This is a genomic window from Streptomyces spinoverrucosus (genome assembly GCF_006539505.1).
Taxonomy (GTDB): Bacteria; Actinomycetota; Actinomycetes; order Streptomycetales; family Streptomycetaceae; genus Streptomyces; species Streptomyces spinoverrucosus.
This window is the reverse complement of record NZ_BJND01000027.1, coordinates 1-21,681: the sequence shown is the minus strand read 5'-3', so window position 1 is coordinate 21,681 and position 21,681 is coordinate 1. Positions and strand designations below refer to the sequence as shown.

Genomic DNA, 21,681 nt, shown 5'->3' with positions numbered 1-21,681 from the left:
AAGTCAGGGACGCTCCTCAGGACAAGGTGCGGCAGGCAAGTGCGTGCGGTGGGCGCCGTCGTCGGCGCCCTGGCTGCCGTGAGTGTGGGGCTGGCCCCGAACGTATCCGCGGCTGAGGTCCAGTCCCAGCAGTGGTACTTGGACCCGATGCAGGTCGAGCAGATGTGGAAGGCCAGCACGGGCGAGGGCGTCAAAATCGCTGTCCTCGACACCGGGGTGAACCCGAACACTCCCTCGCTGAAGGGACAGGTTCTGGCTGACGAAGTCCCCCAGTCGGTCGCCTACGGGGCCACTGACGATTACCTCGGCCACGGAACGACCATCGCCGAGATGATGGTCGGCACGGGAGCCGGAGGTGGCATCCAAGGGCTTGCGCCGGGGGCCAAGGTCGTCCCGTACCGGGTGCAGCTCCTGGGGGTCAATTCGGGGGAGAAAGGCGAGAAGGAGGCACCCTTCGAGCAGGCACTGAAGGTGGCGGCTGACAGCGACGCCAAGATCATCAATATGTCCCTCGGGGGTATCAGCTCCGAAGAAAGCCGGGCCGCTGTCAATTACGCTGCCTCAAAGGGCAAGCTACTTGTCGCAGCCGTAGGGAATGAGGGCGTCCCTGATGCACCAGCCAGGTGGCCTTATGTGATCGGTACCGGAGCGATCAACAGTTCCGGCAGGGTTTCGGACTTCTCGGAGAAGTCGTCCCATGGCTTCACCGACCTGACTGCGCCGGGTGAGGGCCTCCCGGCGTGGTGTGACGAGACCTTCCGTTCGTACTGTGAGAGCGAGGGAACCAGCCTCGCCACAGCCCTCGTCTCCGCCGCCGCCGCCCTCATCTGGTCCGCCCACCCCGACTGGACCGTCAATCAGGTTACCCGCGCCCTGATCGACACCGCCAGCCGCTCCTGGCCGAAGGACAAGCCGAGCAAATACGCGGGCTACGGGCTCATCCGCCCTCGTCTGGTCCTCGAGAACCCCAATTACGACGCAGGCGCACCGGACGTCGACCCGCTGGCCAAGGTGAACGGCGGCGATGTGCTGGCCAAGGCCGGTGAAAGGGGCGCGAACAACGCAGACAACGCGGGCAACTCATCCTCAGCGCCCTCCACTTCTGCATCAGCCCCGTCACAGGCCCCGGAAGAATCTTCAACCGGCGGCACGTCGGCAGCAGGAACAAACGCGGGAGCGACCGCCGCCGACGACAACAACACCTTGTGGATCACCCTGGGCGCCGCAGCCGCCGTGCTCGTGATCGGCGTTGCCGGCGCGGCCGTGCTGCGGGCGCGGCGTGCGGTGAGGGAACCAGCTGTCCCAGCCGAGTGAACACCTCGCCATGGGGCCTCGGTTCGGCCTCAACAACGCGTTCGCCTCGTCGAGGCGATGACGCGGACCAATCGACCGGATAACAGACAGTGGAAGGGATGGGTGGTCATGTCTATGGACCAGAAGCTCGAAGATGCAGCGGTAGTCAGGCTGCAGAAGCAGATGTACGAGAAGTACGAGAACATCCGAAAGCGGGTCCACAAGCTCCAGGGCGTCATCGACAGCCTCGAAGGCGGCCAGTGGCAGGGCATCGGTCGTGCCGAGTTCGACCGGAAGCAGGCTGAGATCAACCAGTCGCTGATCAAGATCGGCAACATCCTCGGTGAGGTCATGGAAGCCATGACCACGGCACGCAACATCAAGGATTCCAAAGAGGACGAGGTGCGCGCCGCGGTCAGCCGGATCAGCATCCAGGACGGTGCTCCCACGGTTCCGCCGTCTGCCTTCAACTCGATGTGAGCGCCCTGAACCAAGGCCTTTGGTTCACGGTATCGAGCACGACAGTTCACAGCACATCACCCGGCACACGATCGAGACGAGGTAGGCAGGCATGAGCCGTAACAACGATGGGCTTTCCGTCTCTTATGACGCGCTGGACTTCGCGGCCACCAACATTGGCAACGAGGCGAAGCAGCTGGAGCAAGACCTTCAGGAGCTCCGGAAGATGGTCGAGAGCAGCCAGCAGTACTGGACGGGCGTGTCCCAGGACGAGTACCGCCAGAAGCTGGCCCGTTGGGACACGGAAGCCAACGACATCCACCAGGCCCTGACGGGCATCGGCCAGGTCGTCGGGCAGGCCGGTGGTACGTACATGGAAGGCGACAAGAAGGCCGCCAGCTACTTCCTGTAGGACGGTCGGTTCTCAGAGCAGTTCAGCAGTCCAGGGTGGGCGCGCGCGGGAGGCGCCCACTCTGCTGTTGTGTGGGGGCCTGGGAGTCGTTTACGAGGACCTGCGCTCTCAGCGAAAGCGTATCCGGCCACGGAGCGGCTGAGGCTGAACTGATCGCGGGTAGGGAGCAGATGGCTTCCCAATCACGTTGCAAAGCGGCTCTGGTTTCAGCGCTGGATGGTGACGACCATCCGCGGCAGCAGTCTCCCGGCAATGGAGCCCGAGGGTACGTTTCCTGTGCGCACCGCGCCCATCGCACGGTAGAAAGGCTCGGCGTTAGGGTGCGCATCGATCGTGACCTGGGCGAACCCCAGTGCTCGACCGGCAGCCATGGTGTGCTCAAACAGCAGGCGGCCGATGCCCTGGCCGATGACCTGCGGCTCAACGAACATCATGCCCAAAACGCCTGTGGGTGGTTTTCCCTCGAGGGTCGTGAAGCCCAGGATGCGGCCGTCCCTTTCAGCCACCGTGGCTCGCCGATATGCGACCTCACTCGCCTCAACGGTGAGCTCGTCTCTGCACGCCTCCAGGAACTCCGTGTCATAGCCCCAATGCGCCTTGGACCTCAGTGCCAAATCACTGAGAGCCTCGGCTTCCGTCGTCCGCGCCGGCCTGATCAGCACACTCATCCACGCCCCGGTCAGGTCTGGGTCTCTCGATCTTCGCACCCTGCGGTCATTCTTGCTTTGCGTACGACGGACGACCTCGCCGTCGATCTGGGCGCGCTGGGTGAGACGATCCCCGGCTGGTGCGTTGCGAACTTCCGCTCGTACTGTGTCGGCGATCCGGACACCCGGCCGGCTGCGGCTGCCCTGCCCTTGTCTCGCCGCGGCGGCGCTGATCTGGTCCCTCACCTGACTGCCCGGAACGTCCTCTGAGCCCCGTCCAGGCACCCGGACGGCAGCGGGGCCGCGCCCGCCGACGCGGGCGCGGCCCCACGGTTCGTACGGTCGCGTCACTGATGGGCGTCCGGCACCAACCCCACCTGAACCAACGGCTTCCCCCGCTTCCGCGAAACGAACACCCCCCGTCCCGCGGGCATCGAACGCGGTCGTACGCCGCCCAGCAGGTCGCCCTCGTTCGGGTCGCCGGCGAGGACCACGCCCTGGGCGCCGAGTTCCTTCATGCGCTGCATGAACGGCTCGTAGCCCGCGCGGCCCGCGCCCGCGGTGGAGCGCGCGATGATGAAGCGGACGCCGACGTCCCGGGCGAACGGGAGCAGGTCCGTGAGGCCGGACAGCGGGTTGCCGCTGGACGTGGACACCAGGTCGTAGTCGTCGATGATGATGTACACCGTCGGGCCCTGCCACCAGCTGCGGTCGCGCAGCTGCTCGGGCGTGACGTCGGCGGTCGGCGTGCGGCGCTGCATCAGGTTGGCCAGCGCGTCCATGTGGTGCTGCATCTGGTTGGACATGGGGATGTACTCCGCCAGATGCGAGTCCGGGGTCACGCCGAGCAGGGAGCGACGGTTGTCGACCACAAAGAGCTTCGCCGAGTTGCCGTCGTACCGCTCGGTCAACCGCTGGATGAGCAGCTTCAGCAGGTTGGACTTGCCGGACTCGCTCTCACCGAAGACGAGGAAGAACGGGTCCTGCTCGAAATCGACGAACACCGGCTCCAGGTTGTCCTCGTCGAGTGCGAAGGCGATGCCCCGGTTGGGGAAGCGGTTTCCCGGCGGGAGCTGGTGAGCGGGGAACTCGCGTGGCAGCAGCCGCACTTCGGGGGCGCCGGGTTGCTGCCAGTGCCGGGAAACCTCCGCCGCCAGCGCCTGCGTCGCCTCGGCCAGGTCCGTGTCCGAGGACAGGCCGTCGATGCGCGGGACCGCCGCCATGAAGTGCTGCTTCTGCGGGGTCTGGCCCCGGCCCGGCACACCGCTCGGCACGTTGGCCGCGACCTTCCGGTCGAACTCGGAGTCCATGGTGTCGCCGAGCCGCAGCTCCAGGCGGTTCATCATGTGGTCCTTGAGGTTGGAGCGGACCTCCATGGAGCGCGACGCGGTGAGGATCAGGTGCATGCCGTAGCCGAGGCCGCGCGCCGCGATGTCCAGGACGGCCGGCTCCAGTCCGTCGTAGTCGGAGCGGAAGTTGCCCCAGCCGTCGATGACCAGAAAGACATCGCCCCACGGCTGGTCGGTAGTCGAGATGTCGCCGCGGGCCCGGCGGGCGCGGAACTCGGCGATGGAGGAGATACCGGCGGCGCGGAAGTACTCCTCGCGGCGGGTCATGATGCCGTACACCTCGGCGACTGTACGCCGGACCCTTTCCGGGTCCAGACGCGAGGCGATCCCGCCCACGTGCGGCAGGCCCGCCACGGACGCCAGACCGCCACCACCGAAGTCGAGACCGTAGAACTGCACTTCCTGCGGGGTGTGGGTGAGCGCGAAGGAGGCGATGATCGAGCGCAGCAGGGTCGACTTGCCGGACTGCGGGCCGCCGAGAATCTGCATATGGCCGGCCGCGCCGCCGAAGTCGGTCCACAGCGGGTCACGGCGCTGCTCGTACGGCTTGTCGACGATGCCGACGGGGATGACCAGCCGGCCCGCGCCCTCGTAGCCGGGCTGGGTGAGCCCTCGGCCGGGCACGGCGGCCAGGCCGGGCAGCAGGAGGTCCAGCGACGGCGGGCTGTCCAGCGGCGGCAGCCACACCTGGTGGGCCGCCGGGCCCTGCGCCTCCAACCGCCGCACAATGACGTCCAGCACGGTGTCGGCGAGCGCGTCGTCGGTCTGGTCCGGCTCGTCCTCCTGCCGCTGCTGGGGCAGCACCGCCACGTACTGGACGGGCACCTGCGAAGCCGTGAACAGCACAGGCCTGCGGTCCACTGGGAGCGGGCCGCCGTACGACGCGGCCTGCTGGGCGCTGGAGCGGTACACCCCGGAGACGTACGCGGCCTTGAAGCGGACCATTTCGTCCGTGCCGAACTTCAGGAAGCCGGAACCGGGCACGTTCGGCAGCTCGTAGGCGTCCGGCACGCCGATCGCGGCACGCGACTCAGCCGCCGAGAACGTGCGCAGACCGATCCGGTACGACAGATAGGTCTCCAGCCCGCGCAGACGGCCTTCTTCCAGACGCTGCGAGGCCAGCAGCAGATGCACACCGAGCGACCGGCCGATACGGCCGATCTGCACGAACATCTCGATGAAATCCGGCTTCGCAGTGAGCAGTTCGCTGAACTCGTCGATGACGAGGACCAGCGAGGGGATCGGCTGCAGCGCGGCACCGGCCGCGCGGGCCTTCTCGTACGCGTGGATGTTGGCGTAGTTGCCCGCGTCCCGCAGCATCTCCTGACGGCGGTTCAGCTCACCGCGGATCGAGTCCCCCATACGGTCGACGAGGGTCAGATCGTCGGCAAGGTTGGTGATGACCGCGGCCACGTGCGGCAGTTGAGCCATGCCCGCGAAGGTCGCACCGCCCTTGAAGTCGGCGAGGACGAAGTTCAGCGTCTCGGAGGAGTGGGTGACCGCGAGGCCGAGGACCAAGGTGCGCAGCAGCTCCGACTTGCCGGAACCGGTCGCGCCGACGCACAGACCGTGCGGGCCCATGCCCTCCTGCGCGGCCTCCTTGAGGTCGAGCATCACCGGTCGGCCGTCCTCGCCGACGCCGATCGGCACGCGCAGCCGCTCGGACTGCGAGCGCGGCCGCCAGGTGCGTCGCGGGTCCACGGTGGCCGCGTCGCCGAGGTTCAGCAGGTCCGTGAACTCCAGGTTGGCGAGCAGCGGTTCGTCGTCGTCCCCGCCCGAGGCCATCCGCAGCGGCGCCAGCTGCCGGGCCAGCGCCTCCGCCGCTTCGTACGACAGGACGTCGGGCGTGCCCTCGTAGACCATGCCGTGCGCCGACTCCAGGCGCAGCTCGCGCTGGTGTACGACGACGGAGAGGTCACCGCGCCCGGTGGTGAGTTCGCCCGGCACCACCTCCAGGACCGTCACGCCCTGCAGCCCCTCCGGGCTGGCGAGCAGCGAGGTGGGCGGCAGGGAGACACCGTCGAGGACGACCACCAGGTGCGGCTGCTCGGGCACCGGCGGCGCGCTCGGGTGGAAGCGCGGACGGCCCTGGAGCCGGGCGGCCAACAGGTCCTCCAGCTCGACCGGGTTGGTGGTGATCAGGCGCAGGCTGCCCGCGCCGTCCGCCTCGCTCTTGGCCTGCACGTGCGGCAGCCACTTCGCCCACTCCCACTCGCGCGCGGACTCCCGGCCGGTGGCGACGGCGATGACGAGGTCCTCGGGGGAGTGCAGTGAGGCGAGGGCGGCGGTCACCGCGCGGGCGGCGCCGCGCACGGTGACCGGCTCACCGCTGATCGACACGTGGTAGAAGGCCCGTAGCGAGACCGCCATCGGCAGGTCCTCGAGGGTGCTGTGCGTGGACAGGAAATGCTCCACGGCGCCCGCCGTCAGCGGCTCCAACTGGTCCACCGGCGCGGTCTGCGGCGGGACCAGGGGAGTGGCCAGGGCCTGCGGGCCGAGACCGACGCGCACTTGCCCGAAGTCCTCGTCGCCGGCCCGGCGCTCCCACACGCGGCTGCCCTCGGCGACCAGCGCCCACAGTTGCTCCGGTGAAGGGTGCAGGTAGTACTGGGCGTCGCGCTGCGCCTTGGCGGTGTTCTGCGCATCCCGCCGGGTCTGCGACAGATACCGCAGGTAATCGCGGCGGATGTCGGCGATCTGCCCCTGGTTGCCTCGCCGGTAGCGAATCAGCATCGCGACGCCCATGGCGATGGTGGAGGCCACCATCACCATGCCCATGATCTTCATGAAGGGCTGTGCCTGGGGGTTGAAGAAGAACACCACGGACCCGCCCATGCCGAGCATGGGCAGGAGCTGCATCAGAGCGCCTTCCTGCTGCCCGCGCGGCAGCTCCGGCGGCGGCTGCAGCACGACCTCGTTCGTGGGCACTTCCCGCGGCAGTGCCCTGGGTGGGCGCTTGACGACGATGTGGCTCACTTCGCACCAATTCCCTTACCGGCTCGACCGTTCCGTCCGCCGCCCCGTGTCCGGCGAACGTCGATCGCGAAGCGCGATCCTACTGAGAACCACTGACAATGGTGGGCGGTAGGGTGCCCGTGAGACGTGTGAGCAGTTGCGAATCGGGCCCCAGAAAACCAGACAATCCGCACTGTTCGTTGTGAGTGCTCCCCGCCTGCTCCCGGGCAACGCGGCGCATGCGGCCGGCGGCGCGGGCGGCAAGGCACAACCTACACAGGATCGTTACAGGCGATCGCGCGCTCGACACCGCGATCGCCGTACACCGACGAGGGGGAACAGCAGGTGAGCATGACGGCCTCCGCGCCGACCGGCGCGACCGGCGGGGCGGGCACCGGAGCTCCTTCCGGGGCGGGCACCGGGTTCGGGTTCTGCCGGGTCACCATCGTGGCGCCCGACAGCCGCATCGACGTGGCGCTGCCCGACGATGTGTCAGTCGCCGACCTCTACCCGGAGATCCTGCGGCTCTCCCGGCAAAGCCCCGCCGAGGGCGCCCCGGTCGGCTACCACCTCGTACGCAGGGATGGCACCGTCCTCGACGGATCCGGTTCCTTCGCCGCCCAGCGCATCCTCGACGGCGAGCTGCTGACGCTGCGTCCGTTCGCCGAGTCGCTGCCGCCCGCGGTCCACGACGACGTCTCCGAGGCGGTCGCCTCCGCCGTCACCCAGGACCGCACCCTGTGGAACGGCACCCTCACCCGTGCCGCCGGCCTGATCGCCGGCGGGATCCTGCCCGCACTGCTCGCGTTCGTGGTCTGGAGCTCGCAGATCCGCCACGACATGCACAGTCTCCAGGGCATCCTCGCCGCCGTCACCGGTGTCCTCCTGGTCGCCGTCGCGTGCGTCCGCGCGCGGGTCTACGACGACCGCGGCTCGGCCGTCGCCCTCGGCCTGGGGGCCCTGCCGAACATCGCCGTGGCAGGCTCCGGACTGCTCCCGGTGTCGGAGGGGCAGGGCATCGGACGGCTGCAGTTCCTGCTCGCCTGTGCGGCGGTCCTCGTCGCCTCCGTGGTGCTCACTCTGGTGTCGCCCAGCGGGGACGGCCCTTTCGTGGCGTTCGTGTTCGCCTCGACGATCGGGCTGCTGACCACCTTCATCGCGATGCTCACGCATCTGAAGCCCATCGAGACGGCCGCTGTCTGCGCCCCGCTCGCGGTCTGCGCCCTCGCTTTCCTGCCCGGCCTGTCCATGCGTTTCGCGCGGCTGCCCATCGGCTTCGAACCGCCCAATCCCGGCCGCGGCTACACCACCGAGGAACCCACCGCCGAGCAGGAGCCCGTCGACACCCGGCGCATCGCCGCCCAGGTCCGCCGCGGCCACGAACTCCTCGTCGGCCTCGTCGGCGGCTGCGCGCTCGTCACAGTCGGCGCGTCGATCGTCCTCAGCTTCTCCAGCAACGTCTGGGCGCAGCTCCTCGCCCTCGCCACGGGCATCGCCATGCTGATGCGCGCCCACCTGTTCCGCTACACCGCGCAGGTCGGAGCCACGCTCTCCGCCGGGCTCGCCGCCCTCGTCTTCCTCGGCCTCGGGCTCGCCCTGAACCCGCCCACGGAGTTCCTGCGCGACGCCCTCCAGGGCGACACCATCGGGCTCGACATCCGCAGCGTCTGGCTCGCGGCGGCGATCGCCGGAGCCACCGCCCTCGTCACCGCGATCGGCCTGATCACTCCGCGGCGCGGCGTCAGCCCCTTCTGGGGACGCTTCATGGAGATCGGCGAGAGCTTCGTCCTGCTGACCCTGGTGCCGTTGGCTCTCGCCGTCTTCGACGTGTACGCGGCCGCCCGGGCGATGGCGAGCTGAACGCCGTGCAGCAACCAGGCGACGAGCTGACCGCACGGCACGGAAAGGAATTCGGAGCGTGAGCTTCGGCCCACCACCTTCGATATACACGCAGTCCGCAACGTCCGCGGAGGCCGCCCGCATCAAGCGCCGCCGCAAGATGCTGATGTGGCCGCTCGCCCTCATGCTCGTCGTGGCACTCGGCACCGGCGGCTGGCTCCTCTGGAGCGGCGACAGCGGCGGCTCAAGGACGAAGACACAGACCACCGCGGGACAGAGCCGCCTCGACGTCCGCGAGAGCGTCGAGAAGCGGCCCGCGAACACCGTTGGAAAGATGGCGTTCCGTTTCTCCGTGGACGACATGAGCCCGGGCGAGCGGTACGAGCTGCCGGGCATGTGGGCCACGGACAAGATCCTCGCCAAGGGCATCAACAAGACCCTCGTCGGCCTGGCCATCGGCACCGACGCCGCACCCGGCGACGAGAAGTGGAAACTCCCCCTCGACGGCCCCATCTGCGGTTACACCCGCCACGTCACCGGCGAGAACCGTACGGCCGTCCTGTACCGCGCGAATGACAGCGAGGAGGAGAGGGCCTACTGCGACCGCGTCGCCTTCTTCGACCTCGACGACGGCCGCAAGATCTGGTCCCACGACTTCCCCGCCTCCGCGAGCGGCACCCACCCCGGTGCGCCCGCGAACGGTGCCGTCCAGGACACCCCCAGTGTGACCCTGGTCCACGACACGGTCGCCGTCACCTGGGGCGGCGGCACCATTGCGTACGGCATGGATCGTGGCGAGATCCGCTGGAGCACGAAGGCCACCGGGGCCTGCCAGGACAGTGGCGCCGCCGGCGGAGGCGCGCTGCTCGTGCGCGAGGAGTGCTGGAGCAACGACAAGAGCCTGCCTGTCGCCTCCTGGGAAGCCATCACGTTCAAGGTGCGCAGGGTCGATCCGGCCACGGGCCGCACTCTGTGGTCGTACTCGGCCGCAAAGGGCGTCCGCGACGTCAGCGTCCCATCCTCGGATCCGGCTGTCCTGGCCGTCTCCGCGGGCGACACCGGCATTACCGAACTGCTCTCCCTCGACGATGACGGCAAGAACCGCGCCACGATCCGCCTCCAGAACGGCACCTACGTGGGGGACTGCTCGTACGGGGACTATCTCGTCGTCGACTACTGCCCGACGGTCGCCGTCGGCGGCAACCAGGTCTTCCTCCGCAGCGAGGACGACATCGGTGTGCACACCTCCAACTGGGTCATCGGCTTCGACCTGGCGACCGGGAACACCACGAAGAAGTTCGAGTCCGGCCCCAACGCCCTGCTGATCCCGGTGCGGATGAGCGGCGACAAGCTCCTCGCCCTGCGCGAGAGCCAGGACAACATCACGCCCACCGCGCTCGTCAGCCTCGATCCGGAGACGGGCGAGGAGACGCCGTTCTTCTACTTCGACCTGCCGGCCGAGGCCGAGACCTTCACCTCGATCGACTTCAACGACGTCCTCGTCCAGGACGGCCGCCTCTTCTTCGGCGCCAAGTCGGTCACCGGCCCCGCGGCCGACCAGCCGAGGTGGGTCTACCTGGTGCTCGGCATCGAGTCGGCCGCGCGGAAGACTCCGTGACCACGGCCCGGCGGCGGCCGATCCCCCATCGACCGCCGCACCTGACTACTCCTCCGCAATCCCACCGTTCCGCGGCGTCGGCTCCAGATCGAACTCCCCGTCCCGAGCCCCCAGCACAAACGCCCGCCACTCCGCCTCCGTGTACCGCAGCACGGTGTCGGGGTCGAGCGACGACCGCATGGCGACGGCGCCGCCGGGCAGGTAGGCGATCTCGACCCGTTCCTCGTGCTCCTCGGTGCCCGGCGCGCTGTGCCACTCGACGCCCGAGATGTCTAGCGCGTACAGCTCGTCCCGCTCTCGCTCCTTGCGTGCCTTGAGTTCCTGGTCCTGGGCATCGGCCATAACGGCTCCGGTCCTTCCGTCTGTGCGAACGAGCTGTTCCGCTACCCTACTTGCCGACGTTCCCCCAGGTCAGAGGTTTGCCAGAGTCGCACTCACGTACACCCCACGTCGTACTGGGCACGTCAAAGGAGACCGCGGACCAGGGCACCCGTCCACCCTGGTACTCTGAGTGACGGCCGTATGTGTACGCACCCCCGGAGCCCCGCTCTGGAGGCCGCGCCCAGCGGATCCCCGCCTTCCGAGTCATGGAAGATCCCCCGAGAAGAAGACCGGGGGCACTCGGTGGCCATTCACAGACCATGAGGAGTACGCGTGTCGCTCGACGCCGCTACGAAGAAGCAGATCATGTCCGAGTTCGGTACCAAGGAGGGTGACACCGGCTCCCCCGAGGTCCAGGTCGCTCTGCTGTCCCGTCGGATCTCCGACCTGACTGAGCACCTCAAGACCCACAAGCACGACCACCACTCCCGCCGTGGCCTGCTGATCCTGGTCGGTCAGCGCCGCCGCCTGCTGCAGTACCTCGCCAAGAAGGACATCCAGCGCTTCCGTACGCTGGTCGACCGCCTCGGCATCCGCCGTGGTGCGGCGGGCGCCAAGTAAGACGCCGTGAAGGGAGCGGTTCCCACTTCGAGGGGGCCGCTCCCTTTGCTGTACGTGCGGAGTGTCACTGCCCCTTTGTAGTGTGGTAGCACAACGCAATACGCACGACACGCGTACGCACTGCACGCGTACACGACATGCAGTACGCACGACACACCGTGATTCCGCGTACCCACCGGGGTAGGCGGCATCGCAAGACGAACGAGGAGAAGCGCGCCTCGCCGCCGCCGGTCCTCGGTAGTGGCCCCCGGGGGGAAGCGAGCCCCGGGTGCTTCGATCGAAGACCGGCCCGCACCAGACGGAGCGCTTCTCCGCCACCGTCCCCCCGCCAACACGGGCGAGGAGGGACGAAGACGAGGAGAAAACGCTAGTGGAGAACGAGACCCACTACGCCGAGGCCGTTATCGACAACGGCGCATTCGGCACCCGTACCATCCGCTTCGAGACGGGCCGCCTGGCCAAGCAGGCCGCCGGTTCCGCCGTGGCGTACCTGGACGACGACACCATGGTGCTGTCGGCCACCACCGCCTCCAAGACCCCCAAGGACCAGCTCGACTTCTTCCCGCTGACGGTCGACGTCGAGGAGCGGATGTACGCCGCCGGGAAGATCCCCGGCAGCTTCTTCCGCCGTGAGGGCCGGCCGTCCGAGGACGCCATCCTCACCTGCCGCCTCATCGACCGCCCGCTGCGCCCGTCCTTCAAGAAGGGCCTGCGCAACGAGATCCAGGTCGTCTGCACCGTCATGGCGCTCAACCCCGACCACCTGTACGACGTCGTCGCGATCAACGCCGCGTCCGCGTCCACGCAGCTGGCCGGTCTGCCCTTCTCCGGCCCGATCGGCGGCGTCCGCGTCGCGCTGATCCGCGGCCAGTGGGTCGCGTTCCCGACGCACACCGAGCTCGAGGACGCCGTCTTCGACATGGTCGTCGCGGGCCGCGTCCTGGAGGACGGCGACGTCGCGATCATGATGGTCGAGGCCGAGGCCACCGAGAAGACCATCAAGCTGGTCGAGGGCGGTGCCGAGGCCCCCACCGAGGAGATCGTCGCCGCCGGTCTGGACGCCGCGAAGCCCTTCATCAAGGTGCTCTGCAAGGCCCAGTCGGACCTCGCCGCCAAGGCCGCCAAGCCGGTCGGCGAGTTCCCGATCTTCCTGGACTACCAGGACGACGTCCTGGAGGCGCTCACCGCCGCCGTCAAGCCGGAGCTCGCTCAGGCGCTCACCATCGCCGGCAAGCAGGAGCGCGAGTCCGAGCTGGACCGTGTGAAGACCCTCGCCGCCGAGAAGCTCCTGCCGGAGTTCGAGGGCCGCGAGAAGGAGATCTCCGCCGCGTACCGCTCGCTGACCAAGACCCTGGTCCGTGAGCGCGTCATCAAGGAGAAGAAGCGCATCGACGGCCGCGGTGTCACCGACATCCGCACGCTGGCCGCCGAGGTCGAGGCCATCCCGCGGGTGCACGGCTCCGCGCTGTTCGAGCGTGGCGAGACCCAGATCCTGGGCGTCACCACCCTCAACATGCTCCGCATGGAGCAGCAGCTGGACACCCTCTCCCCGGTGACCCGCAAGCGCTACATGCACAACTACAACTTCCCGCCGTACTCCACCGGCGAGACCGGCCGCGTCGGCTCCCCCAAGCGCCGCGAGATCGGCCACGGCGCCCTCGCCGAGCGTGCGCTCATGCCGGTGCTGCCGACGCGCGAGGAGTTCCCGTACGCGATCCGTCAGGTGTCCGAGGCCCTCGGCTCCAACGGTTCGACGTCCATGGGTTCGGTCTGCGCCTCCACCATGTCGCTGCTGAACGCCGGTGTGCCGCTGAAGGCCCCGGTCGCCGGTATCGCCATGGGCCTGATCTCCCAGGAGATCGACGGCGAGACGCACTACGTCACCCTCACCGACATCCTCGGTGCGGAGGACGCCTTCGGTGACATGGACTTCAAGGTCGCCGGCACCAAGGAGTTCGTGACCGCCCTTCAGCTGGACACCAAGCTGGACGGCATCCCGGCCTCCGTGCTCGCCGCCGCCCTGAAGCAGGCCCGGGACGCGCGTCTCCACATCCTCGACGTGATGATGGAGGCCATCGACCGGCCCGACGAGATGTCCCCGAACGCGCCGCGGATCATCACCGTGAAGATCCCGGTCGACAAGATCGGCGAGGTCATCGGCCCCAAGGGCAAGATGATCAACCAGATCCAGGAGGACTCGGGCGCCGAGATCACCATCGAGGACGACGGCACGATCTACATCGGCGCCGCCGACGGCCCGTCCGCCGAGGCCGCTCGTACGGCGATCAACTCCATCGCCAACCCGACCATGCCGGAGGTCGGCGAGCGCTACCTGGGTACGGTCGTGAAGACCACCACCTTCGGCGCGTTCGTCTCCCTGCTGCCCGGCAAGGACGGCCTGCTGCACATCTCGCAGATCCGCAAGCTGGCCGGCGGCAAGCGCGTGGAGAACGTCGAGGACGTGCTCGGCGTGGGCCACAAGGTCCAGGTCGAGATCGCCGAGATCGACTCCCGCGGCAAGCTCTCCCTGATCCCCGTGATCGAGGGCGAGGAAGGTTCCGAGGCCGACAAGGACGACGCCGACCAGTGACGTCCCGTAGCTCCAAGGTGACGGCCCGCCCCTCTTCGGAGGCGCGGGCCGTCGCCCGTACCCAAACTCTCATCAAGGGTCTCAACGGCATCGGCACGGTGCGCAAGACCACCCTCCCCGGCGGTCTCCGCATCGTCACCGAGACCCTGCCCTCCGTGCGCTCCGCCACCTTCGGCATCTGGGCGCACGTCGGCTCCCGCGACGAGACGCCGTCCCTGAACGGCGCCACGCACTACCTGGAACACCTGCTCTTCAAGGGCACGCAGCGGCGCAGCGCCCTGGACATCTCCTCCGCCCTCGACGCCGTCGGCGGCGAGATGAACGCGTTCACGGCGAAGGAGTACACGTGCTACTACGCACGCGTGCTCGACACCGACCTGCCGCTCGCCATCGACGTCGTCTGCGACATGCTCACCGGCTCGCTCATCCTCGAAGAGGACGTCAACGTCGAGCGCGGCGCCATCCTCGAAGAGATCGCGATGACCGAGGACGACCCGAGCGACTGCGTGCACGACCTGTTCGCGCACACGATGTTCGGCGACAACCCGCTCGGCCGCCCGGTCCTCGGCACGGTCGACACGGTCAACGCCCTCACCGCCGACCGCATCCGCCGCTTCTACAAGAAGCACTACGACCCGACCCACCTCGTGGTCGCCTGCGCCGGCAACATCGATCACAACAAGGTCGTACGACTGGTCCGTGCCGCCTTCGAGCAGGCCGGCGCCCTCAAGGACGCCGCCGCCCAGCCCATCGCCCCGCGCGAGGGCCGCCGCGCCCTGCGCACCGCCGGCCGGGTCGAGCTGATCGGCCGCAAGACCGAGCAGGCCCATGTCGTGCTCGGCATGCCGGGCCTGGCCCGCACGGACGACCGCCGCTGGGCCCTCGGCGTGCTGAACACCGCCCTCGGCGGCGGCATGTCGTCGCGGCTCTTCCAGGAGGTACGGGAGAAGCGCGGCCTCGCCTACAGCGTCTACTCGTACACCTCCGGCTTCGCCGACTGCGGCCTGTTCGGCGTGTACGCGGGCTGCCGGCCGTCGCAGGTGCACGACGTGCTGAAGATCTGCCGCGACGAACTCGACCACGTTGCCGAGCACGGCCTGTCCGACGACGAGATCGACCGCGCCATCGGCCAGCTCCGCGGCTCCACGGTCCTCGGCCTGGAGGACACCGGCGCGCTGATGAACCGTATCGGCAAGAGTGAGCTGTGCTGGGGCGAGCAGATGTCCGTCGACGACATGCTGGCCCGGATAGCCGCGGTGACCCCGGAGGACGTCCGCGCGGTCGCGCGCGACATCCTGGGACAGCGGCCCTCGCTGTCGGTCATCGGCCCGCTGAAGGACAAGCAGGCGTCGCGTCTGCACGACGCCGTCGCCTGACACCCGTATCCGGTAAGGAAGCAACAACATGAGCAAGCTGCGCGTGGCGGTCCTCGGTGCCAAGGGGCGGATCGGTGCGGAGGCGGTACGAGCCGTCGAAGCCGCCGAGGACATGGAGCTGGTCGCCGCCCTCTGCCGGGGCGACAAGCTGGAGACGCTGGCCGAGAGCGGCGCCCAGGTCGCCGTCGAACTCACCACGCCGGCCTCGGTGATGGGCAACCTCGACTTCTGCGTACGGCACGGAATCCACGCCGTCGTCGGTACGACGGGCTGGACCGACGAGCGCCTCGCGCAGCTGCGCGGCTGGCTGGGGCAGTCCCCGGAGACGGGCGTGCTGATCGCGCCCAACTTCTCCATCGGGGCCGTCCTCACCATGAAGTTCGCGCAGATTGCCGCGCCGTACTTCGAGTCCGTCGAGGTGGTCGAGCTGCACCACCCCAACAAGGTCGACGCCCCCAGCGGCACCGCCACCCGCACCGCCCAGCTCATCGCGCAGGCCCGCCGCGAGGCGGGTACGGCACCGGCGCCGGACGCCACGGTCACGGCCCTGGACGGCGCGCGCGGCGCGAACGTCGACGGTGTGCCCGTGCACGCGGTGCGCCTGCGTGGTCTGCTCGCACACCAGGAGGTCCTGCTCGGCGGCGAGGGCGAGACCCTCACCATCCGGCACGACTCACTGCACCACAGCAGCTTCATGCCGGGCATCCTGCTGGGGGCCCGCCGCGTGGTGAGCACCCCGGGCCTCACCTTCGGCCTGGAACACTTCCTGGACCTGGGCTGAGCCGGACCCTCATGCGCGCCAAGCTCTCCTACTTCGTCACGGCTGCCGTCCTGGTCTTCTACTTCGTCCTGGTCGGCAGCCGTGGCGTGCTGCTCATCAAGACCGGATCGCTGCTCGCCGTGACCTTCGGTGTCGCGGTGCTGATCCTGCCGTTGATCGGCCTGTGGTTCCTGTGGAAGAACACCCAGTTCGTCCGCCGGGCCAACGCCCTCACCGCCGAACTCGACGCCGAGGGCGGCCTGCCCGTCGACGAGCTCAAGCGGCTGCCCAGCGGCCGTATCGACCGTGACTCGGCCGACGCGGTCTTCGCCCGGCGCAAGGCCGAGACGGAGGCGGCGCCGGACGACTGGCGCACCTGGTTCCGCCTGGCCATCGCCTACCACGACGCCCGCGACACCCCACGCGCCCGCAAGGCGATGCAACGCGCGATCGCCCTCCACGACGGCAAGCCCGTCGAGGCCTGACCCCGACCGGGGAGCCCTGCCCCGGTGCGAGACGTCTCAGCCTCGCTGGTATTCCTCGGCCCACGCCTCCACCGCGTCCGCCGCCCGGTCGAACGCCGTCGGCCGGGCCAGGAAGTCGGAGTTGTGCGTGGTCAGCAGCGTGGGCAGGTCGTCCGCGGGACGATCCTTGCGTACGAGGATCAGGGCCTGCCCCTGCACCGTCCGCGGCAGCCCCAGCCAGCGCACCGGCTGCTGCACCGTCCGCACCGCACTGACCCGCTCCCACGGCAGCGTCCGGGTGTGCAGGAAGCGCACCTGACGCAGCCCGTGCGCGCTCACCCACACGCCCATGCGCAGCAGCCGCAGGGCGATGGCGATGATCGCCAGCGCGATGCCGAACACCACCCCGGCGGCGGTCAGCGTGTCGGTCAGCGCGATGATCACCGCCGCGAACAGCACGTACGAGGCGAGCAGCAGCCAGATCGCGGCCACGCCCACACGCCAGGGACCGGGGCGGTAGGGCCGCCGCCAGCGGTCGCGGTCATCGAACGGCAGCGCGACATCGTCGGCGGTGTCGAAGGCGCGGTCGGCCGTCAGGAAGGGCAGGGGCACGGCTGGGTCCTCACTCATGCATGCATGGGCTGTGCCCGGTGAGGTTATCGACCCGTGTCCCCGCTCACCACCCTCGGGGGTCCGTCCGAGTCAGGCCCCGCTCAGCGCCCGTCGGACGCCTGGGACTGCTGCGTCGGCGTGGACGAGTGGTCCAGCTCCAGCGCCGGCATCCCGATCACCAGGGCGCCCACGAGCGCGGCCACGATGGTGAGCCCCATGAGCCAGCGCCCGGCTATCTGCCCGGCGGTCGCTCGCTCGCGGGGCGGGGGAGCGACATTGCTGCGGAACCGCTCTGCTTCGGCGAGGAAGGCGAAGGGTACGGGTTCGCGCCGACGGAACATCGGGGGTCCTGCTCCTCTCTGGACTCGAACGAATCGCTGTCACCAACACAGACGAGCGATTGCCGCGAAAGGTGCCCGGTTGAGCCGGATTGGCAGAACTTTCACCGAGGTTCGCCGAAGATGTCGCGGCCCGGCACCGAACGCCCCGATGTCAGTGCCGGGCCGTAGAGTGGGCGCCGCCCGAGAGAAGTGGATGGAAGGGACCCTCCAAGCCGTGACCGACACCCCCGCCGACGCAGCCAAGGACGCCCCGGATCTCAAGCCGAGCTTCCGCAGCGATGTCACCGTCGAGCTGGTCAAGCACACCGCCGCGGACGCCGACGTGCTCTTCGCCGCCCGCGTCTCGACCCTCGGCGAGCAGTCCCTTGACGAGCTGAACAAGGACCCCGAGCGCTCCAAGGGCCTCATCAACTACCTGATGCGGGACCGGCACGGCAGCCCCTTCGAGCACAACTCGATGACGTTCTTCATCAGCGCCCCGATCTTCGTCTTCCGCGAGTTCATGCGGCACCGCGTGGGCTGGTCGTACAACGAGGAGTCCGGCCGCTACCGCGAGCTCCAGCCGGTCTTCTACGTCCCCGACGAGTCCCGCAAGCTGGTCCAGGAGGGCCGCCCCGGCAAGTACCGCTTCGTCGAGGGCACGCAGGCCCAGCAGGAGCTGGTCGGCCGCGTCATGGAGGACTCGTACCGCCAGTCCTACGAGGCCTACCAGGAGATGCTCGCCGCCGGCGTCGCCCGCGAGGTCGCCCGCGCGGTCCTCCCGGTCGGCCTGTACTCCTCGATGTACGCCACGTGCAACGCCCGCTCGCTGATGCACTTCCTCGGCCTGCGCACCCAGCACGAGCTCGCCAAGGTCCCGTCCTTCCCGCAGCGCGAGATCGAGATGGTCGGCGAGAAGATGGAGGCCGAGTGGGCCAGGCTCATGCCGCTCACGTACGCCGCCTTCAACGCCAACGGCCGCGTGGCGCCGTAACGCACACATGTTTGCCCAGTGATTCCCCGCCGGGCACGGATGTGCGGGTCAGCCGGGCGAAGTGTCCGTATTGCGGCATTTGGAGAAGTTCATCTAGCCTGATCAAACGGACCCGGCACTGCTTGAACCCCCGAGCAGGCAGTGCCGGGCTCCATCTTTGTCCTGACTTATCCCGCACCCCGAGGGCAGACCACGCCTTGAGTAACGAGTAGCGTGTAACCCATGGCTCCGACCTCCACTCCGCAGACCCCCTTCGGGCGGGTCCTCACCGCCATGGTCACGCCCTTCACGGCGGACGGCGCACTTGACCTCGACGGCGCGCAGCGGCTCGCCACGCACCTGGTGGACGCAGGCAACGACGGCCTGATCATCAACGGCACCACCGGCGAGTCCCCCACCACCAGCGACGCGGAGAAAGCGGACCTCGTACGAGCGGTCCTGGAGGCCGTGGGCGACCGCGCCCACATCGTCGCCGGTGTCGGTACGAACGACACCCACCACAGCATCGAGCTGGCCCGCGCCGCGGAGCGTACCGGCGCACATGGCCTGCTCGTCGTGACCCCGTACTACAACAAGCCCCCGCAGGAGGGCCTCTACCGGCACTTCACGGCCGTCGCCGACGCCACCGAGCTGCCGGTCATGCTGTACGACATCCCCGGCCGCAGCGGCGTCCCGATCAACACGGAGACACTGGTCCGCCTCGCCGAGCACCCGCGGATCGTCGCCAACAAGGACGCCAAGGGCGACCTCGGCCGCGCCAGCTGGGCCATCGCCCGCTCCGGCCTCGCCTGGTACTCCGGCGACGACATGCTCAACCTGCCGCTGCTCTCCGTCGGCGCCGTCGGCTTCGTCTCCGTCGTGGGCCACGTGGTCACCCCCGAGCTGCGCGAGCTGGTCGAGGCGTACACCAGCGGTGACGTCCAGAAGGCGACCGAGATCCACCAGAAGCTGCTCCCGGTCTACACCGGCATGTTCCGCACCCAGGGGGTCATGACCACCAAGGCCGCCCTCGCCCTCCAGGGCCTGCCCGGCGGCCCGCTGCGGCCGCCCATGGTCGAGCTCACGCAACAGGAGATCGAGCAGCTCAAGATCGATCTTGCCGCCGGCGGGGTACAGCTCTGACATCAGACTTCGCCCGACCGGGCGCGCATGGACTTCACAACTGAATACGCAGGACACCGGTGCCTGCACCCCACAACGACAACTGCTTCTGCACGAACGTCACGCGCGCCACGTGCCCAACCGGTACGTGGCGCGCGTGGTGAGGAGAGTCTTTTGAGTCATCCGCATCCTGAACTCGGCCCGCCCCCGCCGCTCCCCGAAGGCGGCCTGCGGGTCACCCCGCTCGGCGGCCTCGGTGAAATCGGCCGCAACATGACGGTCTTCGAGTACGGCGGCCGCCTGCTGATCGTCGACTGCGGAGTGCTCTTCCCCGAGGAGGAGCAGCCCGGAATCGACCTGATCCTGCCGGACTTCTCATCGATCCGGGACCGCCTCGACGACATCGAGGGCATCGTCCTCACGCACGGCCACGAGGACCACATCGGCGGCGTCCCCTTCCTGCTCCGCGAGAAGCCGGACATCCCGCTGATCGGCTCCAAGCTGACCCTCGCCCTGATCGAGGCCAAGCTCCAGGAACACCGCATCCGCCCCTACACGCTTGAGGTCGCCGAGGGCCACCGCGAACGCATCGGCCCCTTCGACTGCGAGTTCGTCGCGGTCAACCACTCGATCCCAGACGCGCTCGCGGTCGCCATCCGCACGCCCGCCGGCATGGTCGTGCACACCGGCGACTTCAAGATGGACCAGCTCCCGCTGGACAACCGCCTGACCGACCTCCACGCGTTCGCACGGCTGAGCGAGGAAGGCATCGACCTCCTCCTCAGCGACTCCACGAACGCCGAGGTCCCCGGTTTCACGCCGCACGAGCGCGACATCTCCAACGTCCTGCGCCAGGTCTTCGCATCCGCCCGCAAGCGGATCATCGTGGCGAGCTTCGCCAGCCACGTCCATCGCATCCAGCAGATCCTGGACGCCGCCCACGAGTACGGCCGCCGGGTCGCCTTCGTCGGCCGCTCCATGGTCCGCAACATGGGCATCGCCAGGGACCTCGGCTACCTGAAGGTTCCGCCGGGCCTCGTCGTCGACGTCAAGACGCTCGACGACCTCCCGGACGGCGAGGTGGTCCTCGTCTGCACGGGCTCGCAGGGCGAACCGATGGCCGCGCTGTCGCGTATGGCCAACCGGGACCACCAGATCCGGATCGTCGAGGGCGACACAGTGATCCTGGCGTCGTCCCTGATCCCCGGCAACGAGAACGCCGTCTACCGCGTCATCAACGGCCTCACCCGCTGGGGCGCGAACGTCGTCCACAAGGGCAACGCCAAGGTCCACGTCTCCGGCCACGCGTCGGCGGGCGAGCTCCTGTACTTCTACAACATCTGCCGACCGCGCAACCTGATGCCGGTCCACGGCGAGTGGCGGCACCTACGCGCCAACGCCGAACTGGGCGCCCTCACCGGCGTCCCGCACGACCGCATCGTGATCGCCGAGGACGGCGTCGCCGTCGACCTCGTCGAGGGCAAGGCGAAGATCTCCGGCAAGGTCCAGGCGGGCTATGTGTACGTCGACGGCCTCTCGGTCGGCGACGTCGGCGAGCCGGCGCTGAAGGACCGCAAGATCCTCGGCGAGGAGGGCATCATCTCGGTCTTTGTCGTCGTGGACTCGTCCACCGGCAAGATCACGGGAGGCCCGCACGTCCAGGCCCGCGGCTCCGGCATCGAGGACGCGGCCTTCGTCGACGTCCTCCCGAAGATCACCGAAGCCCTGGAGCGCTCGGCGCAGGACGGCGTGGTGGAGCCCCACCAGCTGCAGCAACTGATCCGCCGCACACTGGGCAAGTGGGTCTCCGACACGTATCGCCGCAGGCCGATGATCCTGCCGGTGGTCGTGGAGGTCTGACCGCGTACGACCGGTCGTACGTCCCTTCGTACGCGCGGACTTGGAGCGGGGCGGAAATTCCGACTCAGAACATCTGATAAAGTCGGAAGC

General features: G+C 68.8%; 18 protein-coding genes. 13 read left to right on the top strand and 5 right to left on the bottom strand.

The window, feature by feature from the left end:
- Positions 1 to 39 precede the first annotated feature (39 nt).
- From SSP24_RS20010 to SSP24_RS20000, 3 genes are all read left to right on the top strand, one after another.
- Positions 40 to 1,314 carry a S8 family serine peptidase gene (locus SSP24_RS20010; protein ID WP_280527085.1) on the top strand — a complete coding sequence of 425 codons (1,275 nt, stop codon included), beginning with the start codon at positions 40 to 42 and terminating at the stop codon, positions 1,312 to 1,314.
- Positions 1,315 to 1,422: 108 nt separating this feature from the next.
- Positions 1,423 to 1,773: a WXG100 family type VII secretion target gene (locus SSP24_RS20005; RefSeq protein ID WP_141311028.1), complete on the top strand. Its 351-nt coding sequence runs from the start codon at positions 1,423 to 1,425 to the stop codon at positions 1,771 to 1,773.
- 91 nt (positions 1,774 to 1,864) lie between these two features.
- A complete protein-coding gene (locus SSP24_RS20000; protein ID WP_141311027.1) occupies positions 1,865 to 2,164 on the top strand; it encodes a WXG100 family type VII secretion target in 300 nt (99 codons plus the stop codon).
- Between the two features lie 206 nt (positions 2,165 to 2,370).
- Here SSP24_RS20000 and SSP24_RS19995 read toward each other — a convergent pair whose 3' ends face one another.
- Positions 2,371 to 2,832: a GNAT family N-acetyltransferase gene (locus tag SSP24_RS19995; protein ID WP_141311026.1), complete on the bottom strand. Its 462-nt coding sequence runs from the start codon at positions 2,830 to 2,832 to the stop codon at positions 2,371 to 2,373.
- 326 nt (positions 2,833 to 3,158) lie between these two features.
- Positions 3,159 to 7,136, bottom strand: a complete 3,978-nt coding sequence (eccCa, locus tag SSP24_RS19990; protein ID WP_141311025.1) for a type VII secretion protein EccCa — start codon at positions 7,134 to 7,136, stop codon at positions 3,159 to 3,161.
- A 330-nt stretch (positions 7,137 to 7,466) separates the two neighbouring features.
- Here eccCa and eccD point away from each other — a divergent pair, with 330 nt between their 5' ends.
- Both eccD and SSP24_RS19980 read left to right on the top strand, forming a co-directional pair.
- Positions 7,467 to 8,975 carry a type VII secretion integral membrane protein EccD gene (eccD, locus tag SSP24_RS19985; protein ID WP_141311024.1) on the top strand — a complete coding sequence of 503 codons (1,509 nt, stop codon included), beginning with the start codon at positions 7,467 to 7,469 and terminating at the stop codon, positions 8,973 to 8,975.
- Between the two features lie 58 nt (positions 8,976 to 9,033).
- On the top strand, positions 9,034 to 10,572 hold the full coding sequence (locus tag SSP24_RS19980; RefSeq protein WP_229866028.1) for an outer membrane protein assembly factor BamB family protein: 1,539 nt from the start codon (positions 9,034 to 9,036) through the stop codon (positions 10,570 to 10,572).
- A 45-nt stretch (positions 10,573 to 10,617) separates the two neighbouring features.
- Here the strand turns inward: SSP24_RS19980 and SSP24_RS19975 are convergent, their stop codons facing one another.
- Positions 10,618 to 10,914, bottom strand: coding sequence for a DUF397 domain-containing protein (locus SSP24_RS19975; protein ID WP_141311023.1), 297 nt, complete (start codon positions 10,912 to 10,914; stop codon positions 10,618 to 10,620).
- A 312-nt stretch (positions 10,915 to 11,226) separates the two neighbouring features.
- Here SSP24_RS19975 and rpsO point away from each other — a divergent pair, with 312 nt between their 5' ends.
- The 5 genes from rpsO to SSP24_RS19950 all read left to right on the top strand — a co-directional run bounded on the left by rpsO (position 11,227) and on the right by SSP24_RS19950 (position 16,725).
- Complete coding sequence (rpsO, locus tag SSP24_RS19970) at positions 11,227 to 11,514, top strand: 30S ribosomal protein S15 (protein WP_059415298.1); 288 nt, start codon at positions 11,227 to 11,229, stop codon at positions 11,512 to 11,514.
- Between the two features lie 370 nt (positions 11,515 to 11,884).
- The gene (locus SSP24_RS19965) at positions 11,885 to 14,104 is read left to right on the top strand and encodes a polyribonucleotide nucleotidyltransferase (RefSeq protein ID WP_141311022.1); all 2,220 of its coding nucleotides are present in this window, start codon (positions 11,885 to 11,887) and stop codon (positions 14,102 to 14,104) included.
- Positions 14,101 to 15,480 (top strand): M16 family metallopeptidase, encoded by a 1,380-nt coding sequence (locus tag SSP24_RS19960; protein WP_141311021.1) that lies wholly within the window; start codon positions 14,101 to 14,103, stop codon positions 15,478 to 15,480. The genes SSP24_RS19965 and SSP24_RS19960 overlap by 4 nt, the downstream gene beginning before the upstream one ends.
- A 28-nt stretch (positions 15,481 to 15,508) precedes the next feature.
- Positions 15,509 to 16,261, top strand: coding sequence for a 4-hydroxy-tetrahydrodipicolinate reductase (gene dapB, locus SSP24_RS19955; RefSeq protein ID WP_141311020.1), 753 nt, complete (start codon positions 15,509 to 15,511; stop codon positions 16,259 to 16,261).
- A gap of 11 nt (positions 16,262 to 16,272) precedes the next feature.
- Positions 16,273 to 16,725: a tetratricopeptide repeat protein gene (locus SSP24_RS19950; RefSeq protein WP_141311019.1), complete on the top strand. Its 453-nt coding sequence runs from the start codon at positions 16,273 to 16,275 to the stop codon at positions 16,723 to 16,725.
- A gap of 36 nt (positions 16,726 to 16,761) precedes the next feature.
- Here SSP24_RS19950 and SSP24_RS19945 read toward each other — a convergent pair whose 3' ends face one another.
- Positions 16,762 to 17,316, bottom strand: a complete 555-nt coding sequence (locus SSP24_RS19945; protein WP_141311124.1) for an SCO5741 family PH domain-containing membrane protein — start codon at positions 17,314 to 17,316, stop codon at positions 16,762 to 16,764.
- A gap of 101 nt (positions 17,317 to 17,417) precedes the next feature.
- A complete protein-coding gene (locus SSP24_RS19940; protein ID WP_141311018.1) occupies positions 17,418 to 17,657 on the bottom strand; it encodes a hypothetical protein in 240 nt (79 codons plus the stop codon).
- Between the two features lie 214 nt (positions 17,658 to 17,871).
- Between SSP24_RS19940 and thyX the strand changes: the two genes are divergently transcribed.
- The 3 genes from thyX (at position 17,872) to SSP24_RS19925 (ending at position 21,591) form a co-directional block, all read left to right on the top strand.
- A complete protein-coding gene (gene thyX, locus SSP24_RS19935) occupies positions 17,872 to 18,630 on the top strand; it encodes an FAD-dependent thymidylate synthase (protein WP_141311017.1) in 759 nt (252 codons plus the stop codon).
- Positions 18,631 to 18,852: 222 nt separating this feature from the next.
- Positions 18,853 to 19,752 carry a 4-hydroxy-tetrahydrodipicolinate synthase gene (gene dapA, locus SSP24_RS19930; protein WP_141311016.1) on the top strand — a complete coding sequence of 300 codons (900 nt, stop codon included), beginning with the start codon at positions 18,853 to 18,855 and terminating at the stop codon, positions 19,750 to 19,752.
- A gap of 153 nt (positions 19,753 to 19,905) precedes the next feature.
- The gene (locus tag SSP24_RS19925) at positions 19,906 to 21,591 is read left to right on the top strand and encodes a ribonuclease J (RefSeq protein ID WP_141311015.1); all 1,686 of its coding nucleotides are present in this window, start codon (positions 19,906 to 19,908) and stop codon (positions 21,589 to 21,591) included.
- The last annotated feature ends 90 nt before the right edge of the window (positions 21,592 to 21,681 follow it).

What these genes read in the sequence shown, in the direction of transcription:
- SSP24_RS20005 (WP_141311028.1), top strand. Translation starts at nt 1,423, where the DNA reads ATGTCTATGGACCAGAAGCTCGAAGATGCAGCGGTAGTCAGGCTGCAG.
- SSP24_RS20000 (WP_141311027.1), top strand. Translation starts at nt 1,865, where the DNA reads ATGAGCCGTAACAACGATGGGCTTTCCGTCTCTTATGACGCGCTGGAC.
- SSP24_RS19995 (WP_141311026.1), bottom strand. Translation starts at nt 2,832, where the DNA reads ATGAGTGTGCTGATCAGGCCGGCGCGGACGACGGAAGCCGAGGCTCTC.
- eccD (WP_141311024.1), top strand. Translation starts at nt 7,467, where the DNA reads ATGACGGCCTCCGCGCCGACCGGCGCGACCGGCGGGGCGGGCACCGGA.
- SSP24_RS19975 (WP_141311023.1), bottom strand. Translation starts at nt 10,914, where the DNA reads ATGGCCGATGCCCAGGACCAGGAACTCAAGGCACGCAAGGAGCGAGAG.
- dapB (WP_141311020.1), top strand. Translation starts at nt 15,509, where the DNA reads ATGAGCAAGCTGCGCGTGGCGGTCCTCGGTGCCAAGGGGCGGATCGGT.
- SSP24_RS19950 (WP_141311019.1), top strand. Translation starts at nt 16,273, where the DNA reads ATGCGCGCCAAGCTCTCCTACTTCGTCACGGCTGCCGTCCTGGTCTTC.
- SSP24_RS19940 (WP_141311018.1), bottom strand. Translation starts at nt 17,657, where the DNA reads ATGTTCCGTCGGCGCGAACCCGTACCCTTCGCCTTCCTCGCCGAAGCA.
- dapA (WP_141311016.1), top strand. Translation starts at nt 18,853, where the DNA reads ATGGCTCCGACCTCCACTCCGCAGACCCCCTTCGGGCGGGTCCTCACC.